This window comes from Nocardia violaceofusca NBRC 14427 (genome assembly GCF_963869435.1).
GTDB classification, from domain to species: domain Bacteria; phylum Actinomycetota; class Actinomycetes; order Mycobacteriales; family Mycobacteriaceae; genus Nocardia; species Nocardia aobensis.
In genome coordinates, this window is record NZ_CAWMPM010000024.1 from 184,980 (window position 1) to 207,462 (window position 22,483).

22 protein-coding genes are annotated in these 22,483 nt (G+C 70.0%); 11 read left to right on the top strand and 11 right to left on the bottom strand.

Going from position 1 to position 22,483, the window contains the following annotated elements:
* Positions 1 to 119 precede the first annotated feature (119 nt).
* The 3 genes from AC5592_RS20455 to AC5592_RS20465 all read left to right on the top strand — a co-directional run bounded on the left by AC5592_RS20455 (position 120) and on the right by AC5592_RS20465 (position 2,369).
* Positions 120 to 1,505 carry a class II 3-deoxy-7-phosphoheptulonate synthase gene (locus tag AC5592_RS20455; RefSeq protein ID WP_036500245.1) on the top strand — a complete coding sequence of 462 codons (1,386 nt, stop codon included), beginning with the start codon at positions 120 to 122 and terminating at the stop codon, positions 1,503 to 1,505.
* Between the two features lie 13 nt (positions 1,506 to 1,518).
* Positions 1,519 to 1,911, top strand: a complete 393-nt coding sequence (locus AC5592_RS20460) for a hypothetical protein (RefSeq protein ID WP_036500246.1) — start codon at positions 1,519 to 1,521, stop codon at positions 1,909 to 1,911.
* 143 nt (positions 1,912 to 2,054) lie between these two features.
* Positions 2,055 to 2,369, top strand: coding sequence for a hypothetical protein (locus AC5592_RS20465; RefSeq protein ID WP_143860046.1), 315 nt, complete (start codon positions 2,055 to 2,057; stop codon positions 2,367 to 2,369).
* 8 nt (positions 2,370 to 2,377) lie between these two features.
* Here the strand turns inward: AC5592_RS20465 and pknB are convergent, their stop codons facing one another.
* Positions 2,378 to 4,354, bottom strand: a complete 1,977-nt coding sequence (pknB, locus tag AC5592_RS20470; protein WP_157122068.1) for a Stk1 family PASTA domain-containing Ser/Thr kinase — start codon at positions 4,352 to 4,354, stop codon at positions 2,378 to 2,380.
* 135 nt (positions 4,355 to 4,489) lie between these two features.
* Here pknB and AC5592_RS20475 point away from each other — a divergent pair, with 135 nt between their 5' ends.
* The gene (locus AC5592_RS20475) at positions 4,490 to 4,858 is read left to right on the top strand and encodes an Rv2175c family DNA-binding protein (RefSeq protein ID WP_036500318.1); all 369 of its coding nucleotides are present in this window, start codon (positions 4,490 to 4,492) and stop codon (positions 4,856 to 4,858) included.
* Positions 4,859 to 4,880: 22 nt separating this feature from the next.
* On the opposite strand, the gene AC5592_RS20480 is transcribed toward AC5592_RS20475, so the two are convergent.
* From AC5592_RS20480 to AC5592_RS20500, 5 genes are all read right to left on the bottom strand, one after another.
* Positions 4,881 to 5,246: an SGNH/GDSL hydrolase family protein gene (locus AC5592_RS20480; protein WP_063065144.1), complete on the bottom strand. Its 366-nt coding sequence runs from the start codon at positions 5,244 to 5,246 to the stop codon at positions 4,881 to 4,883.
* A gap of 34 nt (positions 5,247 to 5,280) precedes the next feature.
* Positions 5,281 to 6,633, bottom strand: a complete 1,353-nt coding sequence (locus AC5592_RS20485; protein WP_084506926.1) for a phytoene/squalene synthase family protein — start codon at positions 6,631 to 6,633, stop codon at positions 5,281 to 5,283.
* A complete protein-coding gene (locus AC5592_RS20490; RefSeq protein WP_084506940.1) occupies positions 6,630 to 8,246 on the bottom strand; it encodes an alpha-(1->6)-mannopyranosyltransferase A in 1,617 nt (538 codons plus the stop codon). The genes AC5592_RS20485 and AC5592_RS20490 overlap by 4 nt, the downstream gene beginning before the upstream one ends.
* Before the next feature lie 82 nt (positions 8,247 to 8,328).
* Positions 8,329 to 9,906 (bottom strand): phytoene desaturase family protein, encoded by a 1,578-nt coding sequence (crtI, locus tag AC5592_RS20495; protein ID WP_063065145.1) that lies wholly within the window; start codon positions 9,904 to 9,906, stop codon positions 8,329 to 8,331.
* Positions 9,903 to 11,027, bottom strand: a complete 1,125-nt coding sequence (locus AC5592_RS20500) for a polyprenyl synthetase family protein (RefSeq protein ID WP_036500323.1) — start codon at positions 11,025 to 11,027, stop codon at positions 9,903 to 9,905. Before AC5592_RS20500 ends, crtI begins: the two co-directional genes overlap by 4 nt.
* A 478-nt stretch (positions 11,028 to 11,505) precedes the next feature.
* On the opposite strand from AC5592_RS20500, the gene AC5592_RS20505 reads away from it, so the two are divergent.
* Positions 11,506 to 12,498 carry a methylenetetrahydrofolate reductase gene (locus AC5592_RS20505; protein ID WP_084506928.1) on the top strand — a complete coding sequence of 331 codons (993 nt, stop codon included), beginning with the start codon at positions 11,506 to 11,508 and terminating at the stop codon, positions 12,496 to 12,498.
* 150 nt (positions 12,499 to 12,648) lie between these two features.
* Positions 12,649 to 13,356 carry a hypothetical protein gene (locus AC5592_RS20510; protein ID WP_063065147.1) on the top strand — a complete coding sequence of 236 codons (708 nt, stop codon included), beginning with the start codon at positions 12,649 to 12,651 and terminating at the stop codon, positions 13,354 to 13,356.
* Here AC5592_RS20510 and AC5592_RS20515 read toward each other — a convergent pair.
* From AC5592_RS20515 to AC5592_RS20535, 5 genes are all read right to left on the bottom strand, one after another.
* Positions 13,340 to 14,563 carry a glycosyltransferase family 2 protein gene (locus AC5592_RS20515; protein WP_063065148.1) on the bottom strand — a complete coding sequence of 408 codons (1,224 nt, stop codon included), beginning with the start codon at positions 14,561 to 14,563 and terminating at the stop codon, positions 13,340 to 13,342. The genes AC5592_RS20510 and AC5592_RS20515 overlap by 17 nt on opposite strands.
* A gap of 67 nt (positions 14,564 to 14,630) precedes the next feature.
* Positions 14,631 to 15,338 carry an LppM family (lipo)protein gene (locus AC5592_RS20520; RefSeq protein ID WP_036500328.1) on the bottom strand — a complete coding sequence of 236 codons (708 nt, stop codon included), beginning with the start codon at positions 15,336 to 15,338 and terminating at the stop codon, positions 14,631 to 14,633.
* Between the two features lie 74 nt (positions 15,339 to 15,412).
* Positions 15,413 to 16,198, bottom strand: coding sequence for a carotenoid biosynthesis protein (locus tag AC5592_RS20525; protein ID WP_036500329.1), 786 nt, complete (start codon positions 16,196 to 16,198; stop codon positions 15,413 to 15,415).
* Entirely contained in the window at positions 16,195 to 17,757 is a 1,563-nt protein-coding gene (locus tag AC5592_RS20530) for a phytoene desaturase family protein (RefSeq protein WP_063065149.1), read from the bottom strand. Before AC5592_RS20530 ends, AC5592_RS20525 begins: the two co-directional genes overlap by 4 nt.
* Positions 17,754 to 18,380 (bottom strand): GNAT family N-acetyltransferase, encoded by a 627-nt coding sequence (locus tag AC5592_RS20535; RefSeq protein ID WP_036500333.1) that lies wholly within the window; start codon positions 18,378 to 18,380, stop codon positions 17,754 to 17,756. Before AC5592_RS20535 ends, AC5592_RS20530 begins: the two co-directional genes overlap by 4 nt.
* A 240-nt stretch (positions 18,381 to 18,620) precedes the next feature.
* Here AC5592_RS20535 and AC5592_RS20540 point away from each other — a divergent pair, with 240 nt between their 5' ends.
* From AC5592_RS20540 to ftsL, 5 genes are all read left to right on the top strand, one after another.
* Positions 18,621 to 19,064, top strand: coding sequence for an SAV_6107 family HEPN domain-containing protein (locus AC5592_RS20540; RefSeq protein WP_232329463.1), 444 nt, complete (start codon positions 18,621 to 18,623; stop codon positions 19,062 to 19,064).
* 124 nt (positions 19,065 to 19,188) lie between these two features.
* Positions 19,189 to 19,617, top strand: coding sequence for an SCO2097 family morphological protein (locus AC5592_RS20545; protein WP_036500335.1), 429 nt, complete (start codon positions 19,189 to 19,191; stop codon positions 19,615 to 19,617).
* Positions 19,618 to 20,101: 484 nt separating this feature from the next.
* On the top strand, positions 20,102 to 20,533 hold the full coding sequence (mraZ, locus tag AC5592_RS20550; RefSeq protein ID WP_030514722.1) for a division/cell wall cluster transcriptional repressor MraZ: 432 nt from the start codon (positions 20,102 to 20,104) through the stop codon (positions 20,531 to 20,533).
* Between the two features lie 164 nt (positions 20,534 to 20,697).
* Positions 20,698 to 21,669, top strand: a complete 972-nt coding sequence (gene rsmH, locus AC5592_RS20555) for a 16S rRNA (cytosine(1402)-N(4))-methyltransferase RsmH (protein WP_063065150.1) — start codon at positions 20,698 to 20,700, stop codon at positions 21,667 to 21,669.
* An 84-nt stretch (positions 21,670 to 21,753) separates the two neighbouring features.
* Positions 21,754 to 22,483, top strand: a 730-nt coding sequence (gene ftsL, locus AC5592_RS20560; RefSeq protein ID WP_232329464.1) for a cell division protein FtsL, incomplete at its 3' end; no start/stop codon positions are given.

A 22,483-nucleotide genomic window follows, 5' to 3' on the forward strand; every position in this document is an offset into this window, starting at 1 on the left:
GGCCGAACCGCCCGACCCGGCCCCGCGCTCGAGGTTACGGCCCCGCCCGCGCGGGCGTATTCATCGCCCCCTACCCTCCGGGTTACCCCGAGATTGCGGAAGGTCCGTATTCTGATCTGGTGAACTGGACCGTCGACGTACCGATCGATCGCTTGCCGGAACTGCCACCGCTGCCTGCCGAGCTCCGTCGGCGACTCGACGCCGCCCTCGCCCGCCCCGCCCTGCAGCAGCCGTCGTGGGATCCCGAGCAGGCCGCCACCATGCGCACCGTTCTCGAGAGCGTGCCGCCGCTGTGCGTGCCCGCCGAGGTCGAGGAGTTGCGGCTGCATCTGGCCGAGGTGGCCCGCGGCGAAGCCTTCCTGATGCAGGGCGGCGACTGCGCGGAAACCTTCGCCGACAACACCGAACCGCATATCCGCGGCAACATTCGCACCCTGCTGCAGATGGCGGTGGTGCTGACCTACGGTGCGAGCCTGCCGGTGGTGAAGGTGGCCCGGATCGCGGGCCAGTACGCCAAACCCCGTTCGGCCGATGTCGACGCGCTCGGCCTCAAGTCCTACCGCGGCGACATGGTCAACGCGCTGGTCGCCGATGCGGCGCAGCGTGAACACGACCCCTCGCGGCTGGTGCGCGCCTACGCCAACGCCAGCGCCGCGATGAACCTCGTGCGCGCGCTCACCGGCGCGGGGATGGCCGATCTGCACAAGGTGCACGACTGGAACCGCGATTTCGTCGCGCAGTCGCCGGCCGGGGCCCGCTACGAGCAGATGGCCTCCGAGATCGACCGCGGCCTGGCGTTCATGAACGCCTGCCGGGTGCAGGACCCCAGCCTGCAGTCGGCCAAGATCTACTGCAGCCACGAGGCGCTGGTGCTCGACTACGAGCGGGCCATGCTGCGCCTGTCCCACAACGCGGCGGGCGATCCGGTGCTCTACGACCTGTCCGCGCATTTCCTGTGGATCGGTGAGCGGACCCGCCAGCTCGACGGCGCCCACATCGCCTTCGCCGAACTGCTGGCCAATCCGATCGGCATCAAGATCGGCCCGACCACCACGCCGGATCAGGCCGTGGAATACGTCGAGCGGCTCGACCCCACCAACGAGCCGGGCCGGCTCACCCTCGTCGCGCGGATGAGCAACACCAAGGTCCGCGACGTGCTGCCGCCGATCATCGAGAAGGTGCAGGCCACCGGACATCAGGTGATCTGGCAGTGCGATCCCATGCACGGCAACACCCACGAATCGTCCACCGGGTACAAGACCCGCCACTTCGATCGCATCGTCGACGAGGTGCAGGGCTTCTTCGAGGTTCATCACGCCCTGGGTACGCATCCGGGCGGCCTGCACATCGAGCTCACCGGCGAGAACGTCACCGAATGCCTCGGTGGCGCGCAGGACATCTCGGATCTGGATCTCGAGGACCGCTACGAGACGGCCTGCGATCCGCGCCTCAATACGCAGCAGTCCTTGGAATTGGCATTCCTGGTCGCCGAGATGCTGCGGTGACGGATCGGCCGTAGTGGACGTCGTATTTCGCAATGACGAGGGCCCCTCGCGCGGTGACGGCCGCCCGCGTGGGGAAGGTCCGGCCAGCGCGCAGAGCGCGCTGCGGATCGGCAACGCCGATCGCACCATCCTGCGGTTGCTGCGCGACCGCGACCGCGACGGGATCCCGTCGGAGGTCGTGCTGCGCGACGGCAGTCGCCTGCTGATCTTCAACATCTGCTGGGGTTACGAGATCTCCTGGGGGTTCGACGTGGCTCACGGCTATGCGCCCGCCGCGGCCGCCGCGCAGATCACCACCAACATCAGCCCGAGTATCGGCGGGGTGCCGGTGGAGGTGTTCACCACCGCCGCGGTGGTCGCGGTCAACGATCCGGAAACCGGTGACCCGTTGCTGACGGTCGGCTGAACGCCGTCCGGGAATCACGCGATCGTGACATGATCCGCAAAAGTTAGCTGCCAGGTTGCTGAACGCCGGAACCTGCACTAGGTTTCCAGGCGTGACACTGCAGCGGCAACAGGCTGTGCGGGATATGTGCTGAGAGGATCGCTATGCAGAGCGCATCGGTAGCCAGGGGATTGCAAACTGCGGGCAGGCCGATCGCCGCCCTCGCCGAACATGTGCTCGAGATCGACGGTGTCCCGGTCACGATCGTGATCGAACGCCCCGAGGTCGACCGCGCCGGCATCGCGTGGCGCTGCCGGGTACGGGTGGTGCGCGGCAACGGCCGGCTAGAACTGTCCCAGGTGGTCGGCGCCAGCGCCAGTGCGGTGCTGCGGCAGGCGCTCGATCTGGCCGGTCGGCGGCTGGGCATCAGCGAGGCCGAACTGCTCGGCGGCGCGGATGTGGGCGGTGTACTCGGCTGAGTCCGGGTTCAGAACGGCAGGACGGTCAGGGTGACCGTCGATCCGGGCGCCACATTCGCGCCACCGAACGGTGACTGCACCCGGACGGTGCCGCGGTCGCCGCTGAACACCTGGTTCAGCACGACCTTGAGACCCATTCCCTCGAGTTCGGAGCGGGCCGCGGCGGCGTTCTTGCCGATGACATCGGGAACCTGGATGGCGTCGGAGACGATCAGCGTCACCGTCGCACCGGAGAGCACCTGGGTGCCGGCGGACGGATCGGTGCCCGCGACCTGCCCCGGCTTGATCTTCGCGTCGAAGTCGGTGCGGGTGTCGCCGACGGTGAGTCCGGCGTTCTGCAGCGTCGCCTTCGCCTCCTCGACGGTCTTGCCACGCACATCGGGCAGCTTCACCGGCTGCGAACCCTTACTGCGATAGACCTTCACCTGCGCACCGGTCGGCAGGACCGTGCCGGGTGCCGGATCCAGTTGCGCCACCGACCCTTTCGGTGCGGTGCTGGGTTTCTCGCCGCCGTCGACGGGGGTGAGCCCGGCATCGCGGATGAGCTGGTTCACCGTCTTCGTGTCCTGGCCGGGCTGAAACTGCGGCACGTGCGGCTGGCCACTGGACACCAGGACGGCGACCGTCGACCCCTTCAGCACCTTCGCCCCGGCGGAAGGGTCGGTGCCGACCACCCCGCCGACCGGAATGATGTCGGACGCCCTGTCACGTACGGTCGTCCCGAATCCGGCGTCCTTCAGCTTCGTGGTCGCCTGTTCGGTGGTCATCCCGGCGATCGCCGGCACCGACGAATAGCGGCCGACGCCGAGCCACCAGCCGCCGATACCCAGCAGCAGCGCGAGGACCACCACCACGGCCGCCCAGATCAGCACCCGGCGCCGGGACCTGCCGCGGTCGGGGACGAATTCCGGCCGATGCGGTGGAGGCGGCGGCTGATGCGGGCGCTCCGGTTCGGGATCGGGCATCGGATGGGCCGCGGTCATCACCCGGGTGTGGGACGGTTCGGGCGCCAGCCGGGTCGTCGCCTCGGTGACCGGCTGCGGGGTGTGGGTGGGCCCGGCGGCGGGGGTCTGGACGACGCGGTATCGCGCGGAGAGGTGTTCCGCCGATTCCCGCGGCGCCGGAACCCGGTAGTCGGGCAGGTGCAGCGCGGTGGCGATGCGATGCAGTTCGGTGGCCATATCGGTGGCGTCGGCGAAGCGGTGCGCCGGTTCGCGGGCGGTGGCGTGCGCGACCAGTTCGTCGAATTCCGGTGGTACGCCCTCGATGAACCGGCTCGGGCTCGGCACATCCTTCTCGACCCGCTGATACGCGATCGACAGCGAGGTGTCACCGGTGAACGGCGCACGGCCGGTGAGCATTTCGAAGATCAGGATGCCGAAGGAGTAGACATCGCTGCGGGCGTCGGCATTACCGGCGGTGACCTGTTCCGGTGACAGATACGCCGCGGTGCCGAGGATGACGCTGGCCGAGGTCATATTCGACCCGGCCACCGCGCGCACCAGGCCGAAGTCGGCGATCTTCACCTCACCGGCATCGGAGATCAGCACGTTCTCCGGTTTGACGTCGCGGTGCACGAGTCCGGCGGCGTGCGCCACACCGATCGCGCGCAGCACCGGTTCGGCGACGGCACGCACCGCGTGCGGCGGCATCGGCCCGCGTTCGCGCAGTAGTTCGCGCAGGGTGCCGCCCTCGACGAGCTCCATGATGAGGAACGGATACTCCCCGTCGATGCCCTGGTCGTAGACCGCCACCAGCGAGGGATGCTTCAACTTGGCCACCGAGCGGGCCTCGAATTCGAAGCGGGTCAGAAACTGCGGGTCACCGGCGAACTTGGGGTCCATCACCTTGATCGCCACGGGCCGGTCCAGCCGGGTGTCGACTCCCCGGAACACCATCGACATCCCACCGCGCGCAATCGGCGCGTCGATGCGGTAGCGCCCGTCCAGCATCTGGCCGATCAACTGCTGTCCTCCGAATTTCACCTAGCGGTTGCCGCCCCGTGACGGCACCCCCGATCGTATAGGCGCGCGCCGTCACGGTCGCCGATGACGTGCTCACGCCCCCGCGGAAAGCGGGCGTACGCCGTATCCCGGAGCCGACGGACTACCGTTGTGCAGGTGAGTGCATTTCCCTGCAGCGACGATGTCGTTCCCGAATCGGTGACCCTGCTTCCGTTGCCGGATGTGGCCGAACAACTCGGCATCGCGGTGACCAGAGTGCATCAGATGCTGCGCGATCATCAATTGCTCGCGATCCGCCGCGGCGGTATCGCGGGCATCCCGAAGGACTTCTTCGACTCCTCGGGCGCGGTCGTCAAACCCCTGACCGGCCTCATCACGGTGATGCGGGATGCGAAATATACGAACGAGGAAATCCTCGAGTGGATGTACGCCGAGGACGACACCCTGCCGGGCCGTCCGATCGACGCCATCCACGGGCCGCTCGCCCGCGAGGTCGTTCGCCGGGCCGCCGCCGAACCGTTCTGAGCCGGGCGGAGTGTTCGGACCTTCAGCGGGGTGATTGCCGCGTGAGGTAGTCGGCCGTGGCGGTCATGCCTGCGAGATACGGGTGATATGAGCTGATCACCCGGGCCGGATCGTCGGCGGTCGGACGGTGGAAGCCGTCCGTCCAGGCCGCCGCCGCGCAGGCGGTGTGCCGGTCGGCGCCGGGCAGGCCGACCGCGGTGACGCCGGTGGTGGCGGCCGCGGCCCCGGTCGCGGCGAGCAGGCCGTCGTAGGTGTGCCGCGCGGTGGTCGCCGCGGACGGGTGGAGTGCGATGGCGGGGCATAGGTCCGCGTCCTGGCCCAGCACCGGCAGGTATTGCACCAGCAGGATCCTGGCCTGGGGTGCGCGCTCGTGGATCGCGCCGACCATCTCACCGAGGGCTGGTGGTGCGCTGAGCGCGGTGTCAGGCGTGTGGCACGTTCGGCTGTGCTGTGCGGAAAACCCAGGGGGTCGCGGTGGGGAGAGACGGCGCCGGATTCCTCGGCCGGCGCAACCCGGCACCCACTTCGGTGATCGCGACCCGAAGCCGCCGCGAGGTGGGAACCGTTGCGCGGCGGTCGAATACGGCGTAGTCGTGCCGTTCGATCTCGTCGAGGATTTCGCCGTACAACACGGCCGCGGTGCGAATGGCGGGTCGTACCCGCGGCCGGAGCAGATCGATGCCCGGGGCGGCGGTGCGATAGACCGCGCGGTTGACCGCGATCAGATGTGCCAGCGCGCGCCGGACCCGCGGATCGGTCCGGCCGGTGCGCCGGCAGTGGGCGAGTAGATCCGCGTCGACCCCGAAGGCGGCGAGTTCGTCACCCGGTAGATAGATGCGCCCGCGGTCGAGGTCTTCGGCGACATCACGCAGAAAGTTCGTGAGCTGGAATGCCTCACCCAGCGCCGCGGCCTCCGGTTCGGCCTCGGCCACCGGTACCACCGTGCCGAGGACCGGCAGCAATTGCAGCCCGATCGCCGCCGCCGAACCGCGCATGTACTCCCGCAATTCGCCCATATCCGCGTACCGACTCCGGAACAGCGCGCTCCCCGGCACATCCATCCGCATCGCATCGAGGAACACCCGGAAGTGTTCGGGCGCAATGCGATACCGGGCGATGGTGTCGACGAGTGCGGCGAGGACCCAGCCGTCGATCGCCGCGCCCCCAGGAAGACGGCACTGGGCGTCCGTCGTGCCGGTCACGGCCCGGCCGGCGGCCGCGACACTGCTCGTGGCCGTCCCGGTGGTGCTTGCGACGCGTGCTGCCGTGGTACCGCGGTCCGCCGTGGCGGAGGCGTGGACAACGCCCACCGGCACGATGTCCTCGGCTCGTTCACGGCTCCGCCGCGTGCCCGCGCTCGAATGCGAGCGATCCGAGTCCGTGTTCGGCTCGTTCCCGCCGGTGTTCAGGGCCGCCGACTCGCCCCCGCGGGCGGGGGCGTCGAACCCGTGGGCGGGCTCGTCCGTTCCGAAGATGCCCGCCTCGTTCAGCGCGGTATGGAGTTGCGTTTCGATCCGGTCCAGCCGCAATGCCGCAGCGCGATCGGCGGTGCCGAGTCCAGTTCCGTCGAAACCGGCCGCGTACCAGGGGCTTTCGGCATGATCCACGACGTCGTCGACCACCCGCGCGAACGCGTAGAGGGCGTGCACCGCGGCCCGTTGCGGTGGTGTCAGCAGTCGGGTGGCCAGGAAGTAGGTGCGGCCGTGTTCCGCAGCGACGGCCCTGCAGTGCCGGTATGCGGCCGCCAGTTCGGCGTCGGCGCCGCGGCCGGTCATTGCTTGGGTCTGCCCGAATCGGCGCGCAGCCGCAGCGGATCCACCTTGCGTAGCGACAGCGCCGCCACGACCGCGACGAAGGTGGCCGCCGCGACGTGCCAGACGTTGTACAGGCCGATCGATCCGCCCGGCTGGAACACCAGCATCAACCAGGTGCACAACCCGACCAGGATCATCAACGTGGTGGTGGACATGGCGAATCCGGCGGCCAGTGCCAGCGGCCACGAGTAGTACCAGGGCAGCGCCGCTGGAGAGAGGATCACGATCGCGACGAAGGCGATGAGAATGCCCATCACCGCATCGCGTTCGGAACTCTTGTAGTGCCACCAGGTCCACGCCAGGATCGCGACCAGCGCGAGCGCGCAGAGTCCCCGCGTCCACACCAGCACCTCACCCAGATTCAGCGGCGTCACCCAGGTGACCATGTGCGCCATGACCGTCGGCAGCGAGAGCCAGTTGATGATCTTCTTCGATCCCGAGAGCGCGGTCAGCCAGCCGATACCGACACCCGCGGCCGCGGAGGCGGCCACGAAGACCACCGCGAACACCGACACGCCGAGGCCGGCGATCTTGGCGAAGGTGCGAATCGGATGCGGCAGCGGTCCCTTGTTCTCCGCGGCTCGCCGCTCGCGCTCGTGAATCATCCAGATCCACACCAGGAACGGCAGCGCGACACCGGCCGTCGCCTTGATCGCGACACCGATCGCGACCACCACGATGCCGGCCGCGTGGTGCCGCTCCAGCACCAGGGCGATGCCGGCGGCCATCAGGCCGACCATGAGCATCTCGTTGTGCACGCCGCCGATCAGGTGGATCAGCACCAGCGGGTTGAGCACCGCCAGCCACAGCGCCACCGTCGGCTTGCCACCGAGGTGTTTGGTCATATGCGGGACGGCCCACATCATCAGGGCCAGGCCCGGCAGCATGACCAGGCGCATCGCGATGGTGCCGGCCACCACGTTGTCACCGGTGATGCTGGTGATGGCCTGCCCCATGAGCAGGAAGATCGGACCGTAGGGCGCGGTGGTGGTGGTCCACACCGGGCTCACGTTGTCCAGCAGCACACCGGGATTGACCACCGGGCCGACCTTGTAGGGGTCGAAACCGTCGCGCAGCAGTGCGCCCTGCGCCAGATACGAGTACACGTCCTGGCTGAACATGGGCACCGCGAACAGCAGCGGCAGGATCCAGATGCCGACGATCACCCGCAGTTCGTTCAGCGTCACCGTGCTGCCGGGACCGCGGCGCGCGCCGGTGCCGATGGTGATGCGCCCCAACCGGACCCAGGCGATGATCATCGACAGCACACCCAGCCACACCACGATGGTGGCCAGCGCGTAGCCGTGCCCGAATCGCAGCCAGGAAAGGTGTGCCGCCTCCAGCAGCGGATCGCTGCGGCGCACCGCGCCGGCGCCCAGGCCACCGAAGGTGATCAGGACCGCACCCCAGAAGCCGAGCAGGGCGGCATGTCCCTCGGGGCTGCGGAAGAAGTCACCGGCCCAGCGGACCCACCAGCGCACGGTGTGCACGGCCGGCTCGGGGACCGGCACGACGGTCACCGGCACCGTGGTAACCGTACTGGTCACCGGCGCTGTCACCGGGGCAGTGTCCATATCGGGGGTCGGCATGGGTCGTCTTCCCCCCGGGAATGTCGTGCGGTGCGGAACCGCGGGAGTGGTCAGTTCGCGGGCCAGTTTAACGGTTTGCCGGCAACCCTGGCGCGCCGGTCGGCGCCGTGGCGCCCTCGGCGTGCCGGAAGGCGCCGGTAATGCGTTCGGCGGCCAGTTTTCCCGACAGCAGCGCGGTCGGCACGCCGACCCCCGGTGTGGTGCCGCATCCGGCCAGCACCACGTTGGCCGGGGTGCGGGCGAGATTGCGGGTGCGGAACGGTCCGGTCTGGCGGAACAAGTGCGCCGCCGAGAACGGCGTTCCGGCGATCATGCCCTGCTCGTACCACGTTTGCGGCGTGTCGAGGTGATCGACTGTGAAATGCTCGGCGATACCCCGGTAGCCGCGCTGTTCCAGCACGGCGAGTAGTTCTCCCAGGTACGCCGATCCCAGACGCGGCCAATCCAGCGGCGCGGCATCGAGATTCGGGCACGGGGCCAGCACGGACAGCGGTTCGTAGCGGCCGGTGGGCCGTTCGACGAACTGACCGGCGTCGCTGAGCGCGGGCCGGGTGATCAGCAGCGACGGATCGCTCATCAGCCGCCCGCGGCCGCGACGCGCGGCGATCTCGGCGAAGGTCTCGTCCCAGAAGCGGCCGAAGTCGATGGTGTGGTGGGCCTGTAGCGGCCACCGCGCGGCCACCTCGGCCGGGATGGTGCCGTGCGCAACCACGGCGGAAGGCGCCGCACGTAACGGGCGGCGCCGGCGAATGCCGAAGCGGCTCAGCGAGCCGAGGTCGGCGGTCAGGACCACCGCGTCGCAGTCGAAGCCGCGCCCGTCCGTCGTGCGGACCCGCCGGGCGCGTCCGGCGTGATACTCGATACCGCTGACCTCGCAGTTCAGTTCCAGCTGCCCGCCGGCGCCGGTGAACGCGGCCGCCAGTGTCGCGGTGATCGCCCGCATGCCGCCGACCGGGAAGTAGACGCCCAGCGATGTGTCCATGTGCGGAATGGCGCCGTAGACGGCCAATGCCTGCGCGGGCGCGGTCCCGGCGTAGAGGGCCTGAAAGGTGAACAGCCGCGCCAACTTCGGATCGCCCAGGATGCGCTGAACGCGCGGGCCGAGCCGGCCGAAGGCGCCGAGGCGCACCAGTTCCCACAGGGCCGCGCGCTTCTCGGGGATGCGGACCATGTCGAGCGGGGAATCGAAATTGGTGTCCATGAACTGGTCGTAGGCGCCGGCGTAGATCCGGGCCAGCCAGTCCCGCAGGTCCAGATAGCGTTGCGCGTGCGCGGCACCGCACGCGCGCCGCACCTCGGCGGCCATCCGCTCCGGATCCGCGTACACGCCGATCACACTGTCGTCGGCGAAGCGCGCCTGATAGGCGGGATCGAGGCGGTGGATCCGCAGTCCGTGGGCCGCGGCATCGGTGCCGACCGCGGCCAGCGCCTCGTCGATCAGCCCGGGCAGGGTGAGAACCGTTGCCCCGGAGTCGATCTCGTAATCCGGACCGCGGTACACGCCGACCCGCCCACCCGGATGATCGGCGCGTTCGAGCAGGGTGACCCGGCGTCCCGCTCCGGTCAGATAGAGCGCCGCGGCCAGCCCGGACAGTCCGGCGCCCACGACGACGATCCGATCACACTGTCCGGCAACGGTTTTCATGCCACCCGCCTGGTCGCGGCCAGCGCCATCGCGCGCAGCCGATCGCCGGCCTCGGGCGTGACCGAACTGGCCGCCAGCGCGCCGAGGCCGCGGTCGGTGAGTTCGGTGATGCGGCGCTCCACATCGTCGACGGCGCCGAGTCGGGTGATGAGGTCGCGCAACTCGGTGACCTGTTCGGGGGCGAGGTCGGTACCCAGCGCGGAGCGCAGCAGCCGCGCGGCCGCGGGATCGGTGGCGTCGGCGCGGCGCAGCGCCTCGGCGACCAGGACCGTGCGCTTGCCCTCGCGCAGGTCGTCACCGGAGGGTTTGCCGGTGACGGCCGGGTCGCCGAAGACGCCGAGCAGGTCGTCGCGTAGCTGGAAGGCGATGCCGATATCGGTGCCGAACTCGCGGTAGGCGGCGATCAGTTCCGGATCGGCCCCGGCCAGTGCCGCGCCGAGGTGCAGCGGCCGCTCCACGGTGTAGGCGGCGGTCTTGTACCGGTTGATCCGCAGCGCGGCGGCCACCGAATCGTCGGCGCCGGCCTCACCGTGCACGTCGAGCAGCTGGCCGCCCATCACCTCGGTGCGCATCGCCGCCCAGACCGGGGCGAACCGGGCCCGGGCCGCCGCGTCCAGCCCGGCCGCGGCGACCATGTCGTCGGCCCACGTCAGCGCCAGATCGCCGATCAGGATCGCGACGCTCACGCCGAAATGCGCCGAATCGCCACCCCAGGCGCGGTCGCGGTGGCGATGTTCGAAGTCCACGTGCACGGTCGGGAAGCCGCGCCGGGTGCGGGAGGAGTCGATGATGTCGTCGTGGATCAGCGCGCACGCCTGCACCAATTCCAACGCCGCGCATGCGGTCAGGACCGATTCGGCCTGGTCACCGGTCGGATCGCCACCCGCGCCGAGCCATCCGGTCCAGGCGAACGACGGCCGGGTCCGCTTGCCTCCGCGCAGCACGAAGTCCTCGAGGGCGGCCGTGGCGGAGATGACGACCGGCCCCAGTTCGGCGACCAGTTCGCGGCGGCCGGCGAAGAATCCGGTCAGCGCCTGTTCGACCGCGCGCACCAGCGCCGCGGAGTCGTTCGGCGCCGGACGTGCCGGGCTGGCCGGACCAACGGACAACGCAACCTCCAGATAGTTCGTCGTATCGGCGAGCCGACACCGGGCACGCCGGGGCGTATCCGGCGTGCCGAGAATGTGGCCGGCGAGACCTGCGTCTGCACCGGCGACGGCTGCGGCGGTCCCGCCGATTCCCTCCGGCAGGGCATCGCGAACGGGTTCGCGTCGCGGCGCCTGCCGGACCACCGTGAACCTTACTGCGTCGGTTCCGCCGCCCGACAGCGCCGTAGCCGGCACGTGACCGGCACCGCACCGCATCGGACGGGGGAGATCGAGGCCGGTCGGCCGGTCCGTGCGCGACGGTCCCGTGGGCTCGGGGGGCGGCCGGTCGACAGATAGCAAGCGGGTGGGGACGCCGTCCCGGAGTCGGCTGGGCGGACGGTGGGCCGCACGGGCGATGCACAGCTCCGGCCCGAGGCGCATTAGCGGCTGGACCGGCACGGATCCGGACCGGGCGGCCCGTCGAGCGAGGGTGTCCTACTACACTGGACCGGTGAGTTTCGACAACGTACGGGGACGATCGACCCCAGGCCGACCTTCCCGGACGCCGTCCGGAACTCCCTCCGTGGTGGGGCAGCTGGGCCGCCGCCCCGACGGCACCATTCCGTTCTCGGTGGAATTCAATCCGCCCCGCGACGCCGCCGCCGAGGCGCGGCTCTGGCGCGCCGCCCGTGAATTCGAGCGGATGCATCCGGCGTTCGTGTCGATGACCTACGGTGCGGGCGGATCCACCCGCGATCGCACCGCGCGCATCACCGGGCAGCTGGCCCGCGAAACCACACTGCTCACCGTCGCGCATCTGACCGCGGTCGGGCACAGCGTCGCCGAACTGCGATCCATCGTCGGCAGCTACGCCGACGCCGGCATTCGCAACATGCTGGTACTGCGCGGCGACCCGCCGGGCGATCCGCTGGGGGAGTGGCGCAAACATCCAGACGGTGTCGAATACGCCGAGGAACTGGTGCGCATGGTCTGCGAACTCGGCGACTTCCACGTGGGCGTGGCGTCGTTTCCGCAGGGCCACTACCGATCGCCCGACCTGGACCACGACACCCGCTATCTGACCGCGAAACTGCGTGCGGGAGCGGAATATTCGATCACGCAGATGTTCTTCGACGTGGAACACTATCTGCGCCTGCGGGATCGGGTCGCGGCCTACGACGCCGAACAAGGCGCCAAGCCCATCATTCCCGAGCTGATGCCGATCACCTCGCTGCGCACGGTGCAGCGCGCCGAGGAACTGTCGGGCCGGCCGCTGCCCGCGCGGGTCATGCAGCGGCTCGAGCAGGCGGCCGGTAACGACCCGGAGGCCAATCGCAACGCGGTGCGCGCGGTGGGCATCGAGATCGCCACGGAGATCGGGCAGCGACTGATCGACGAGGGCGTGCCCTGCCTGCATTTCATCACCCTGAACTTCGCCAAGGCGACCACCGAGGTGCTCACCAACCTCGGCTACACGGTGACCCCGGCGGCCGTCAGCGCCTGATCGGCGTTTCGCGGGCGTGTTGCCACGCATTCGCCTCCACCGGCGGTACCCTCTCGTGCACCGTGACGACGCGGAGGTCCCCGAGTCATGCTGTGCGGCCCGGCGGACCGACCCTGGTGCGGATGTTCCGCCGAACTCAGGAGAACCCCGATGGCCGTGGTGACCAGTCTCGTCCGTCTTTCCGCAGCGCTCACCGTGACCGGTGCGCTGACCTTCGCCGGCGCCGCCGCCGCGACCGCCGCCCCGCCCGACCCCGCCGCCACCATCGCCGCCCTGGGCCAGAACCCGGCGGCGGCGACGGATTTGCTGAGCGCGTATCAGACGGCGGTCGACTCGCTGAAGCAGCTGGGTATCCAGCCGTTCCTGTATCCGTCCGGGTCGGCGTTCTGCCAGGACGGCAGCACTCTCGGGCTCGTGCCGGCGCTGGCCGGTGCGGTGCCCGGGCCGTGGCCCAAACTGGCGGTGCCGGTACCCGGTCTGGACCTGTCCGCGGTGAAGGCGGGCCAGACGATGTTCGCCTTCGTCCCCTACGGCATGGGTTCCGACGGGGCCGACACCACCGGCATGCAGGTGGCTTGGTTGAACGTGTCCAACGGCCGCGGCGGATTCGCGGCCATGGGCCCGCTGTCCCAGGTCATCGGCTCGATGGTGCCGCCGAATCTGCCGCCCGAGGTGCGCCCGGCGTTCGAACAGGCGATCCGCAACTTCTTCCTGGCGTCGCTGCCGGTCGGCGGGGTGCGCGCGGTACCGGTGGACACCGGCTCCGGAACGGTGCTGGCGGCGGTGTTCGGCACGGTCCGCAACGGCGCCAACACCTGTATGTTCCTGCCGACGGTGGGCGTTACCTCGGTGCCCTGAGTTCGGCGGGCCCGGGCCGCGAGCGGCCCGGGCCGTCCGGCACCGGGCGTCCCTTCCAGCTCAGCGCGCCGCGCCGATGCAGCAGCCAGGACCGGCCCGACAGCCGCAGATACGCGCCGATCGACACCGGATGTGCCAGCGCCGCACCGAGATCGGCGCCGCGCGGGCCCGTCCCGGATTCCAGTGAGCGGGCCAGCAGCCGGCTCGCGACAGCCAATCCGTAGCCCGCGACACCTGTCCGCCGGATCCGGCCGCGGCCGAACAGCGCCGCGAGGACGGGCAGCACGTACGCGACCGCGGCGACCGTATCCACCGCCACCGCACCGGCCGGGCCGCCGTAGGCCGACCACAGCCAGCGGGTGTAGCCGCCGTCGACTTCGGCTGCGCCCCGGTACATCCGAGTACTCGCCAGCGTCCCCGCCGCCGCCAGCACGGTCCGGTGTCCGGCCCGCCGCAGCGCCCGCGCCAGCGCCAGATCCTCGGTGATCGAACCGGCCACCGCCGCATGCCCGCCCACCGCGCGATAGACCGCTGCGTCGAAGACGAGGAACTGCCCGCACGCCACCGCGGTCGAGGGCCGCAGGCTGCGATCGGCCAGCCGCACCGGCAGCGTCGTGGCCCACGACCAGCACAGCAGCGGCTGCACCAGCGCCTCCGCGAGCGATCCGGCCCGCTGATACGGCCACGGCGACACCGAACCCGCACCGCTGCGGCGCAATTCGCTCACCGCGGCGGCGATGGCCTGCGGGCGCAGCCGCACGTCGGCGTCGAGGAAGATCAGGGCGCCGGGCGGCGGGTCGACGGTGACGCCCGCGAGTTCGGCCAGGCGCGCGCAGGCCGCGGTCTTGCCGGTCCATCCGGGTTCGGGGTCGGTGTCGGCCGCGACCACGGTGAAGCGGTCGTCGTCACCGATCGCCTCGACGGCGGCCGGGAAGGTGCCGTCGGTGGATCCGTCATCGAGAATCCAGATCCGCATACGCGAAACCCCTTGCTGGGCACGCAGATCCGCGATCAGCTGCGGGAGGCGGGTGGCTTCGTCGCGGGCCGGGATCGCGATGATCACCGGTTCGATCACCGGTGTGGCGCCGGCCCGCAGCCGCCGTATCGCCAGCCGGTTCACCAGTGCCACCGCACATCCCGCACCGGCCACGATCGCGCCCGCCGTGACGATCGGCTCGACTACCGACCGCGCGCCGCGCGGCGTCATATGGCCTCTCCCGGCGGCTGCGCCGAGGCGGCGGGGACGGTGCTCGCGGCGCCCATCGTGGTCCGGCTCAGGCGTCCTGTTTCACCCGCGGACGCCACGGCGGCGTGGGGTTGCGATTCAGATACGCCAGCACCGCGACCATGGCGGCCACCGCGAGGGTGATGCCGCCGACGATTCCGGCCCAGCCGGCGAACGAACGGGTGTTCGGATCGGCGTAGCTGACCTCGGCCTTCACGGTGCTCACATCGCCGGCCGGAAGCTTCCACGAGACCGTCGAATCGCCCTGGCGGGTGCCGTTGGTGGTGGCCACCCGGGCCGGGAACGCGACGGTGAACTGCACGTCGGAACCTTGCGGCGGAACGGATTTCAGGTCGACCCGGCCGGTGAGCGTCACCTTGTCGCCGGTGCGGATGAACTGCAGGTTGAACATGCCCTGCGTCTGATCCGACAGCGCGCCCAGCTGCTGCACCTCGCCGAAGGTCAGGTCGTCGAAGTAGACCTGACTGCCGACGTAGCCATCCTGGCTGTAGGGCTCGACCCGGATCTTCGCGGCCAGCGTCTCGGGGGCCTTCAGCTCGGGGCCCTTGTCCTTGTCGTTGGCCGGGATCACCGCGGCCACCAGGTGCCCGGACACGCGGTCGTTCGAGGAGACGCCCATCGACACTTGGACCCGCAGGCAGCCGGTCAGCAACGGTGCCAGCAGCAGCGCCAGCAAGGCTACGGACCAGAGGCGCCGACGCCGGGTTCGCCGCGGCGTGTGGGTCGACTCTGGCATCGATGGTGTCGGACTCGGCTGCACGGCACACATCGTGCCATGAGCCGCTGTGATCGTCGGCACGCGACGGGCGTTTACGGCGGCGCGGGCAGCCGGTCGCGGTGCCGAGCCTCCCGCAGCACCCACACCGCCGTGGGTACGGCCACCACTCCGAGGCCGATCAGGCCGTACCCCGCGGATGCGGGCAGATCCAGGAACACCGCGTGGGCCAGCGCCGATCCGAACCAGGTCCACAGCAGCACCGCGATCGGTACCGCGGGTCCGGCGCCACGCGGGGCGCAGCGGCGTTCGAGCGCCGCGAGCAGCGTCGCCATCAGGGCGCCGACCGCGAACCAGCCCAGGTAGTTCGTATACGGGATATCGCCGATTCCGGGCAGGCCCGGATGGGCCGAACACCAGGTCCACTGCCCGTCGGCCACCATCTGCGGATCGAGGTAGAGGTCCCAGCCCACCGCGCCCACCGCGGTCGCCAGAATGCGGGTGACGGTACGGCGGCACAGCAGCCCGGTCGCCACCCAGATCGGATAGAGACCGCCGACCCAGGCCACCGGCACGACCAGTGGCACCTGCGCGAGGTCGGGCCCGATCCGGCCGTGCGCGTAGTGATAGCAGCCGAACGGGAATCCGCGTGCGGTACCGATCATTTCGGCGACCGCGCCGACGCCGCCGACGATCACGGCATACCCGGCCGCCCAGCCGATGCCCCGGGCCACCCAGGCGTGCAGCAGCGCGGTGGCCGCCGACAGCGCGACGATCAGGACCGTCACCCGATCACGCGCCGAGCCGTCGGTGAGGGGATAGGCGATCTGCGCCGCGACCCAGGCCACGGCGGTCACCGCCGGCCACTGCCGCGCCGTCATCGCCGCGCGAAACGGCCGCGGCGCAGCGAGCGCAGCACCAGGCCCGCCGCGGTACGCCCGCTGGCTCCCGACACCCCACCGCCGGGATGGGTGGAGGCCCCGGTCAGAAACAGCCCCGGCGCACCCGGCACCTTCTGTCCGGACAATTCCGGAATGGGCCGCCAGAAGAACATCTGATCCAGCGACATCTCGACATGCATGACGTTGCCGCCGATCAGCCCCAGTTCGCTCTCCAGATCGGCGGGGGTCTGCACGTACCGCTGCCGCACCGAATCGGCGAAACCCGGTGCGTAGGAATCGACTTCGGCGATGATGCGGTCGGCCTCGCGCTCACCGTGCGCGCGCCAGTTACTGCCGTCGGCGAGCCGGTGCGGATGCCACTGCGCCCACAGCGACAGCTGATGTTCGCCGGGTGGCGCGATCGTGGGGTCGAGCGCGCTGAAACTCATCGCCAGCACCACCGGACGCGGCGGCAGTTCCCCGGCCAGCGCGGCGGCGTGGGCCAGGCGCAACTGCCGTCGATCGGACACCAGCAGTTGCAGTCCGTGCGCCGACTCCTGTTGTTCAGCGCCCGGGTACGCCGGAAGGGCGGTGGTGGCGGCCCGCACCACCATGCCGATACCGGGCCCGACCCGGATGCGTCGCCGCCAGTCGGCGAGGACGGTGTCGTCGAATCCGCCGCGCCGCAACAATTCCAGGGTGGTGAGCACGTGTGTGCCGGAAATCACGGTGTGGGCGAACAGGTCGCGTCCGCCTGCCGTGCGCACCCGCCAGCCGTCGCCCGAGCGGCGCAGCTCGGTCACCTCGTCACCGGCCGATACGGTTCCGCCGTCGGCGCGCAACTGCGCCACGAGTGCCGTGGTGAGCGCGCCGCTGCCGCCGACCGCGCGGCCGGGCGGCACCGTGTGCATCAATGCGGCGAAACCGGCCATCGGCGCGGTGCCGGGTTCCGACATCGGCGGCCCGGACTGCGCGCCGAACCAAGCCAGCGCCGCCTTCAGTCGTTCGTCGTCGAACCAGCTGTCCAGCAGGGCGTCTCCGGACTGCAGGAATTCCCGCGACAGCGCGCTGCCGCCGCTCCGGGCATCCAGGCCCCAGAACGCGCGCAGGAACCGGCCCGGCGTCGGCGCACCGCCGAACGCCCGCATCACCCGCTGGGCCCGGGGCCCCCACGTACGGACGAACCGCCGGTAGGCCTCGGCGTCGCGGGCGCCGCAGGCCCGTTCGATCGAGGCGCAGGTGCGGTCGACATCGCGGTGGAAGACGATCGGCTCGGCGCCGGAACCCACCGGCGCGGGCGCGAAAGCCCAAGGATCGCAGTCGATGTAACGCAGCCCGAACTTCTCCAGCTCGAGTTCCTCGATGATGCCGGTGTGGCGGATCATGATGTGCGCCGAGGAACCGCGGTCCACGAGATGCCCCGGGAAGCGCTCGACCGTCGACACCGCGCCACCGAGCACCTCGTCACGCTCGAGAACCTCCACCGGATGTCCCGCGCGTGCCAGATAGCAGGCCGCGACCAGTGCGTTGTGGCCGGAGCCGAGGATCAGCGTCGTCACTGCTCGGGCGTCCGCAGCGGTAGCCGGCGGCCGAGCACGGCGAAGCGCCGGGTATCACCGGAGAAGACGAAATGCCGGACCACATCGGTGAATCCCTGCCGGCGATACAGCCGCCAGGCGCGGTTGGCCTCGCGGTCCACCTCCGGTGTGGACAGCAGTACCGCCGCCTCCGTGCGCTGCTCGAGCAGCCGCACCAGCAGGGTCTCGCCGATGCCGCGTCCCTGGGCGGAGGGATGGACGTGCAGTTCGGTCAGTTCGAAATAGTCCGACAGCAGGGCGCGCGCGGTCTGCTCCGGCCAGCCCGAGCGGCGCATTCCGGTGTGCACCTGCTGATGCCACCACTGGTGCGGCGCACCGCGATATCCGTAGGCGATCGCGACGATCGGCGCGGTGCGCAGGTCGATCTGGCCGCTGTCGTCGGGTACCACCGCGGCGACGGCCTGCCAGCCCGGCCGGGTGGTGTGCTCGGCCCACATCGGGGCGCGGTGGTGTTCGGTGCCGCGGGGATAGTCCATCGCCGCGACGTACACGGCGAGGGCGTCGTTCAGCCGGTGGCGCAATGTCGCGGCCGAGAGGTCGACGACGACGGGCGCGGGGGTGTGGCGGGGCCTGACGGCGGTCATGTGCGGGGAGCCATATCTTCGGGGCCGTCTCTGTCTGTCGAAGGTGTCTGGGGTCTGGGGCGGACGTCGGATGCGGGTCGGACGGGGGTGCGGGGTCCCCATCCAGGGTGCGCGGCTCTCGTTCGGCGCGAAAGTCTGTCGGTGGTCGTCTCTATATTCACATTCAATTGAAACGTTCGAATACCTGTTCGGTTCGGCGCGGTCGACCGGGCCCGGTATGCGAAATGTGGAGGTGTCGAGATGGCTGGTCGGATGGACGATCCGCGACGTGCCGGCCGGGCGGGCGGTCTGCTCGACCGGGCGGACACGATGGTGCAGCAGGCCTGGGCCGAACCCGACCCGAGCGAGCGGCTGCGCAGCGCGTATCTGGCGGCCCTGCGCGGCGCCGGGGCGGTGCTGGCCGCGACCGGAGCCGACCGGGCGCCGCGGGCTCGCTCCCGCAACGCGTGGGTGCTGATGCAACAGGCCGCTCCGGAATTCGTCATGTGGTCGGACTACTTCAGCTCCTTCTCCGAAACCAGGGCGGCGCTCGAGGCCGGACTGGACCGCGCGATCAGCGACACCCAGGCCGACGAGTTCGCCTCGCGGGTGGAGGCATTCCTGCGCGATGTGGAGGATGCGCTGGCGATTACCGCGGCCCGGTTACGTCCCGCGCCGGGCTGGCTCACCGACGGCACGGCGTGAACATCGGCGAGTAGGTGGTAGCGCACTGATCGAACTCGTATCATTGGTGGCAGTAGCCGCCAAGGTCGGCTACTTGTCGTCTACCCGGAGGCGACAACCAGGACCTAGTGCCGGGGGAGGTACCGTGCCACTCTCCGAGCACGAGCAGCGCATGCTCGAACAGATCGAGAGCGCGCTCTATGCTGAGGACCCTAAATTCGCCTCGACCGTGCGTGGTGGTCGGCTTCGCTCTGCCACCGGAAGACGCAGACTTCAGGCGGCCGCGCTCTTCGTCCTCGGCCTCGTTCTTCTCATCGCGGGAATCGCCCTGCCCGTCAAGCCCGGCGGATTCCCCATCATCAGCCTGCTCGGCTTCATCGTGATGTTCGGCGCGGGTGTGTTGTTGTTGCTGGGCGGCTCGGGTATGACCAAGAGCGGCCGAGGCGGCGGCGACGCCTCCTCCGGTCCCGGTGGTGTTCCCGGCCGTGCGGCAAAGAGTAAGCAACGCAAGGCCGGTGGCTTCTCCGCTCGCATGGAAGATCGGTTCAGGCGCCGCTTCGAACAGGACAGCTGAGCCTCCGCTCGCGCCCCGAAGCGGCGGCGAGCGGCCGAATGTGGTTGCGCGATGATTGCCGTGCCCGGTACCGAGTAGCCGACAACGGAACAACCTCGAACGACACGCCGTGATGTGCGGCGTGTCGTTTTCTTTTCGCGGAGTGATCCGGATCGCGTTCACGCTGCGCCGGATTCGTCGCCCCCGCATTTCCCCACCTTGCCCCACGCCCGGCCCCCACTCTCACCCACCGCCTGCCGGGACGGCTCCCAGCTGCGGGTTTGCTGATGGTTGTCGGGCGGACCGCCCCGCCGGCGGCGCGTGTCGGGGGAACTCGATGAAATCTCCCCACCGCGGTGATAGCTGAGCTGACCTGCTGGATCGTCGGACCGGGGACCGAGATCACCGCGGCTTTCGATTGAAAGTGGGGGAAAGTGGGGTAATGTGGAGCGCGCACTGATAAGAGCCGATCAGACGAGGTGATCGAGCGGGAGGTGTCGAGACTGTGTTTCTCGGTACCTACACGCCTCGGCTGGACGACAAAGGGCGACTGACGTTGCCTGCGAAGTTTCGCGACGAGCTGGCGGGAGGGTTGATGGTCACGAAAGGTCAGGACCACAGCCTTGCCGTCTATCCGAAAGAAGAGTTCACCGCCCTGGCGCGGCGAGCCGCGGCGGCGTCCCGAAGCAACCCGCAGGCAAGGGCTTTCGTTCGTGCCTTGGCGGCGTCCACGGACGAACAACGTCCCGATGGGCAGGGCCGGATCACGTTGTCGGCCGAACATCGCCGCTACGCGAACCTGTCCAAGGACTGCGTGGTGATCGGCTCGGTCGATTTCCTCGAGATCTGGGACAAACAGGCGTGGGATTCCTACCTCGCCGAGCACGAGGAGGACTACTCGCTGGCAGGAGACGAGTCGCTGGGCGGAATTTTCTGATCCGAGACAGGCGAGTGCCCTGCGGCCTCTGCCCGGCACGGACCCTGACGTACTTCCCCAACGCCAGGTGCCGTGTTCGGTCAGAGACCCCGGGGCATTGGCTGTCCACTCGTTAGGCCATCCACCCGTCGCAAGCACCGTGAGCCAGGATCCGGGAGGTCGAGGTGAATCATGACAGCGACCGCCCCCGCCATGTGCCGGTTCTCTTGCGGCGTGCCGACGAAATCCTCGGCCCCGCATTGGAATCCGGCGGTATCCTGGTCGACGCCACGCTCGGTTTGGGCGGGCATGCCGAACATTTTCTGCGGACCTATCCCGCGATCCACCTGATCGGGCTGGACCGTGATACCGAGGCGCTGCGCCTGGCCGGCGAGCGGCTCGAGCCCTTCGCCGATCGAATCACGCTGGTACACACCAGATATGACGGCCTGCCCGGCGCACTGCGGCAGGCCGGGCTGCCGGAACGCGGTTCGGTGCGCGCGGTGCTGATGGACCTCGGTGTCTCCTCGATGCAACTCGACGAGGCCGAGCGGGGATTCGCCTATTCGGTGGACGCTCCGCTGGACATGCGGATGGATCCGACCGCCGACCTCACCGCGGCCGATGTGCTCAACACCTACAGCCACGGCGACCTGGCCCGGATCCTGAAAACCTATGGCGAGGAACGCTTTGCGGGCCGGATCGCGAGCGAGATCCTCCGCAGGCGCGCGCAGCGGCCGTTCACGACCAGTGCGCAACTGGTGGAGCTGCTCTACGACGCGATCCCGGCGGCGACCCGGCGCACCGGCGGGCATCCGGCCAAACGCACCTTCCAGGCTTTGCGGATCGAGGTCAATCGGGAACTCGAGTCGCTCGAGGCCGCGGTGCCGGCGGCGCTGGCCGCGCTGGAGGTGGGCGGGCGGATCGTCGTCATGTCCTACCAGTCGCTGGAGGACAAGGTCGTCAAACAGATCTTCGCGCAGGCCTCGGCCTCGCGCACACCATTGGACCTGCCCGTCGAATTGCCCGGTATGGGACCGGAATTCGCGATTCTGACCAGGGGCGCGGAGAAGGCGAGCGAAACGGAGATCGAGGAGAACCCACGCGCGGCGCCGGTGCGTATGCGGGCCGCGGAGCGAATACAGGCGGCCGGGTGACAGCGATCCGGCTACGGGGGTATTGCCGGTGCGGCAGCACTACGACGGGCAGTCCCACAGGAAATCGGTAGGGGAGGCAGGAATATGAGCGTGCGGACACGGGTGGACGCACCACAGCGGACGCAGCGGTCCGCGCCGCGGCGAGCGCACAGCGCCGACCGCGTGAAATCCGGTGCGGCCCAACGCGCGTATGCGCGCCGGCGCAATCGGGCGGGCGAGCGCGTGCTTCCACCGCTACCCGGGCGCGCCGGGTCGATGATGGCCGGGCGGCTGCCGTTTGTGGCGGCGATTCTGGCCCTGCTCGGCTGCGGTCTGCTCGCGACCCTGGTGTTGACCACGCATGCCGCCGAGGACAGCTATCAGCTCAGCGACGCCCGCCGCATCAACCGACAGCTGCTCGACGAGCGCGCGGCCCTGCAGCGCGAGGTCGAGGCCGCCGACTCGGCGCCCGAACTGGCCAACCGCGCGCGCGAACTGGGCATGATCCCGGCCAAGGATCCCGCCCGCCTGCTCGTGGCGCCCGACGGTTCGGTCACGGTGATCGGTAAGGAGACACCGGCCGAGGGTGCGCCGGTGCCGCCGCTCAACACGACTCCCGCCAAACCGGGGGCGCTGCCGCCGAAACTCGCTCAGGCTCAAGGTGAACGGCTGGTCCCGGTGACCACCACGCCGGCTCCCGCTCCCGGTCCGGCCCAGCAGAACCAGGCCCCGACCACCACCGCGCCGCAGCCGCCGGCCCAGCCGACGCAGGTTCCCGCGCCGGTGCAGGCCGCACCGGCAGCGCCGGCCGCACCACCGGCCGGGACGCAACCGG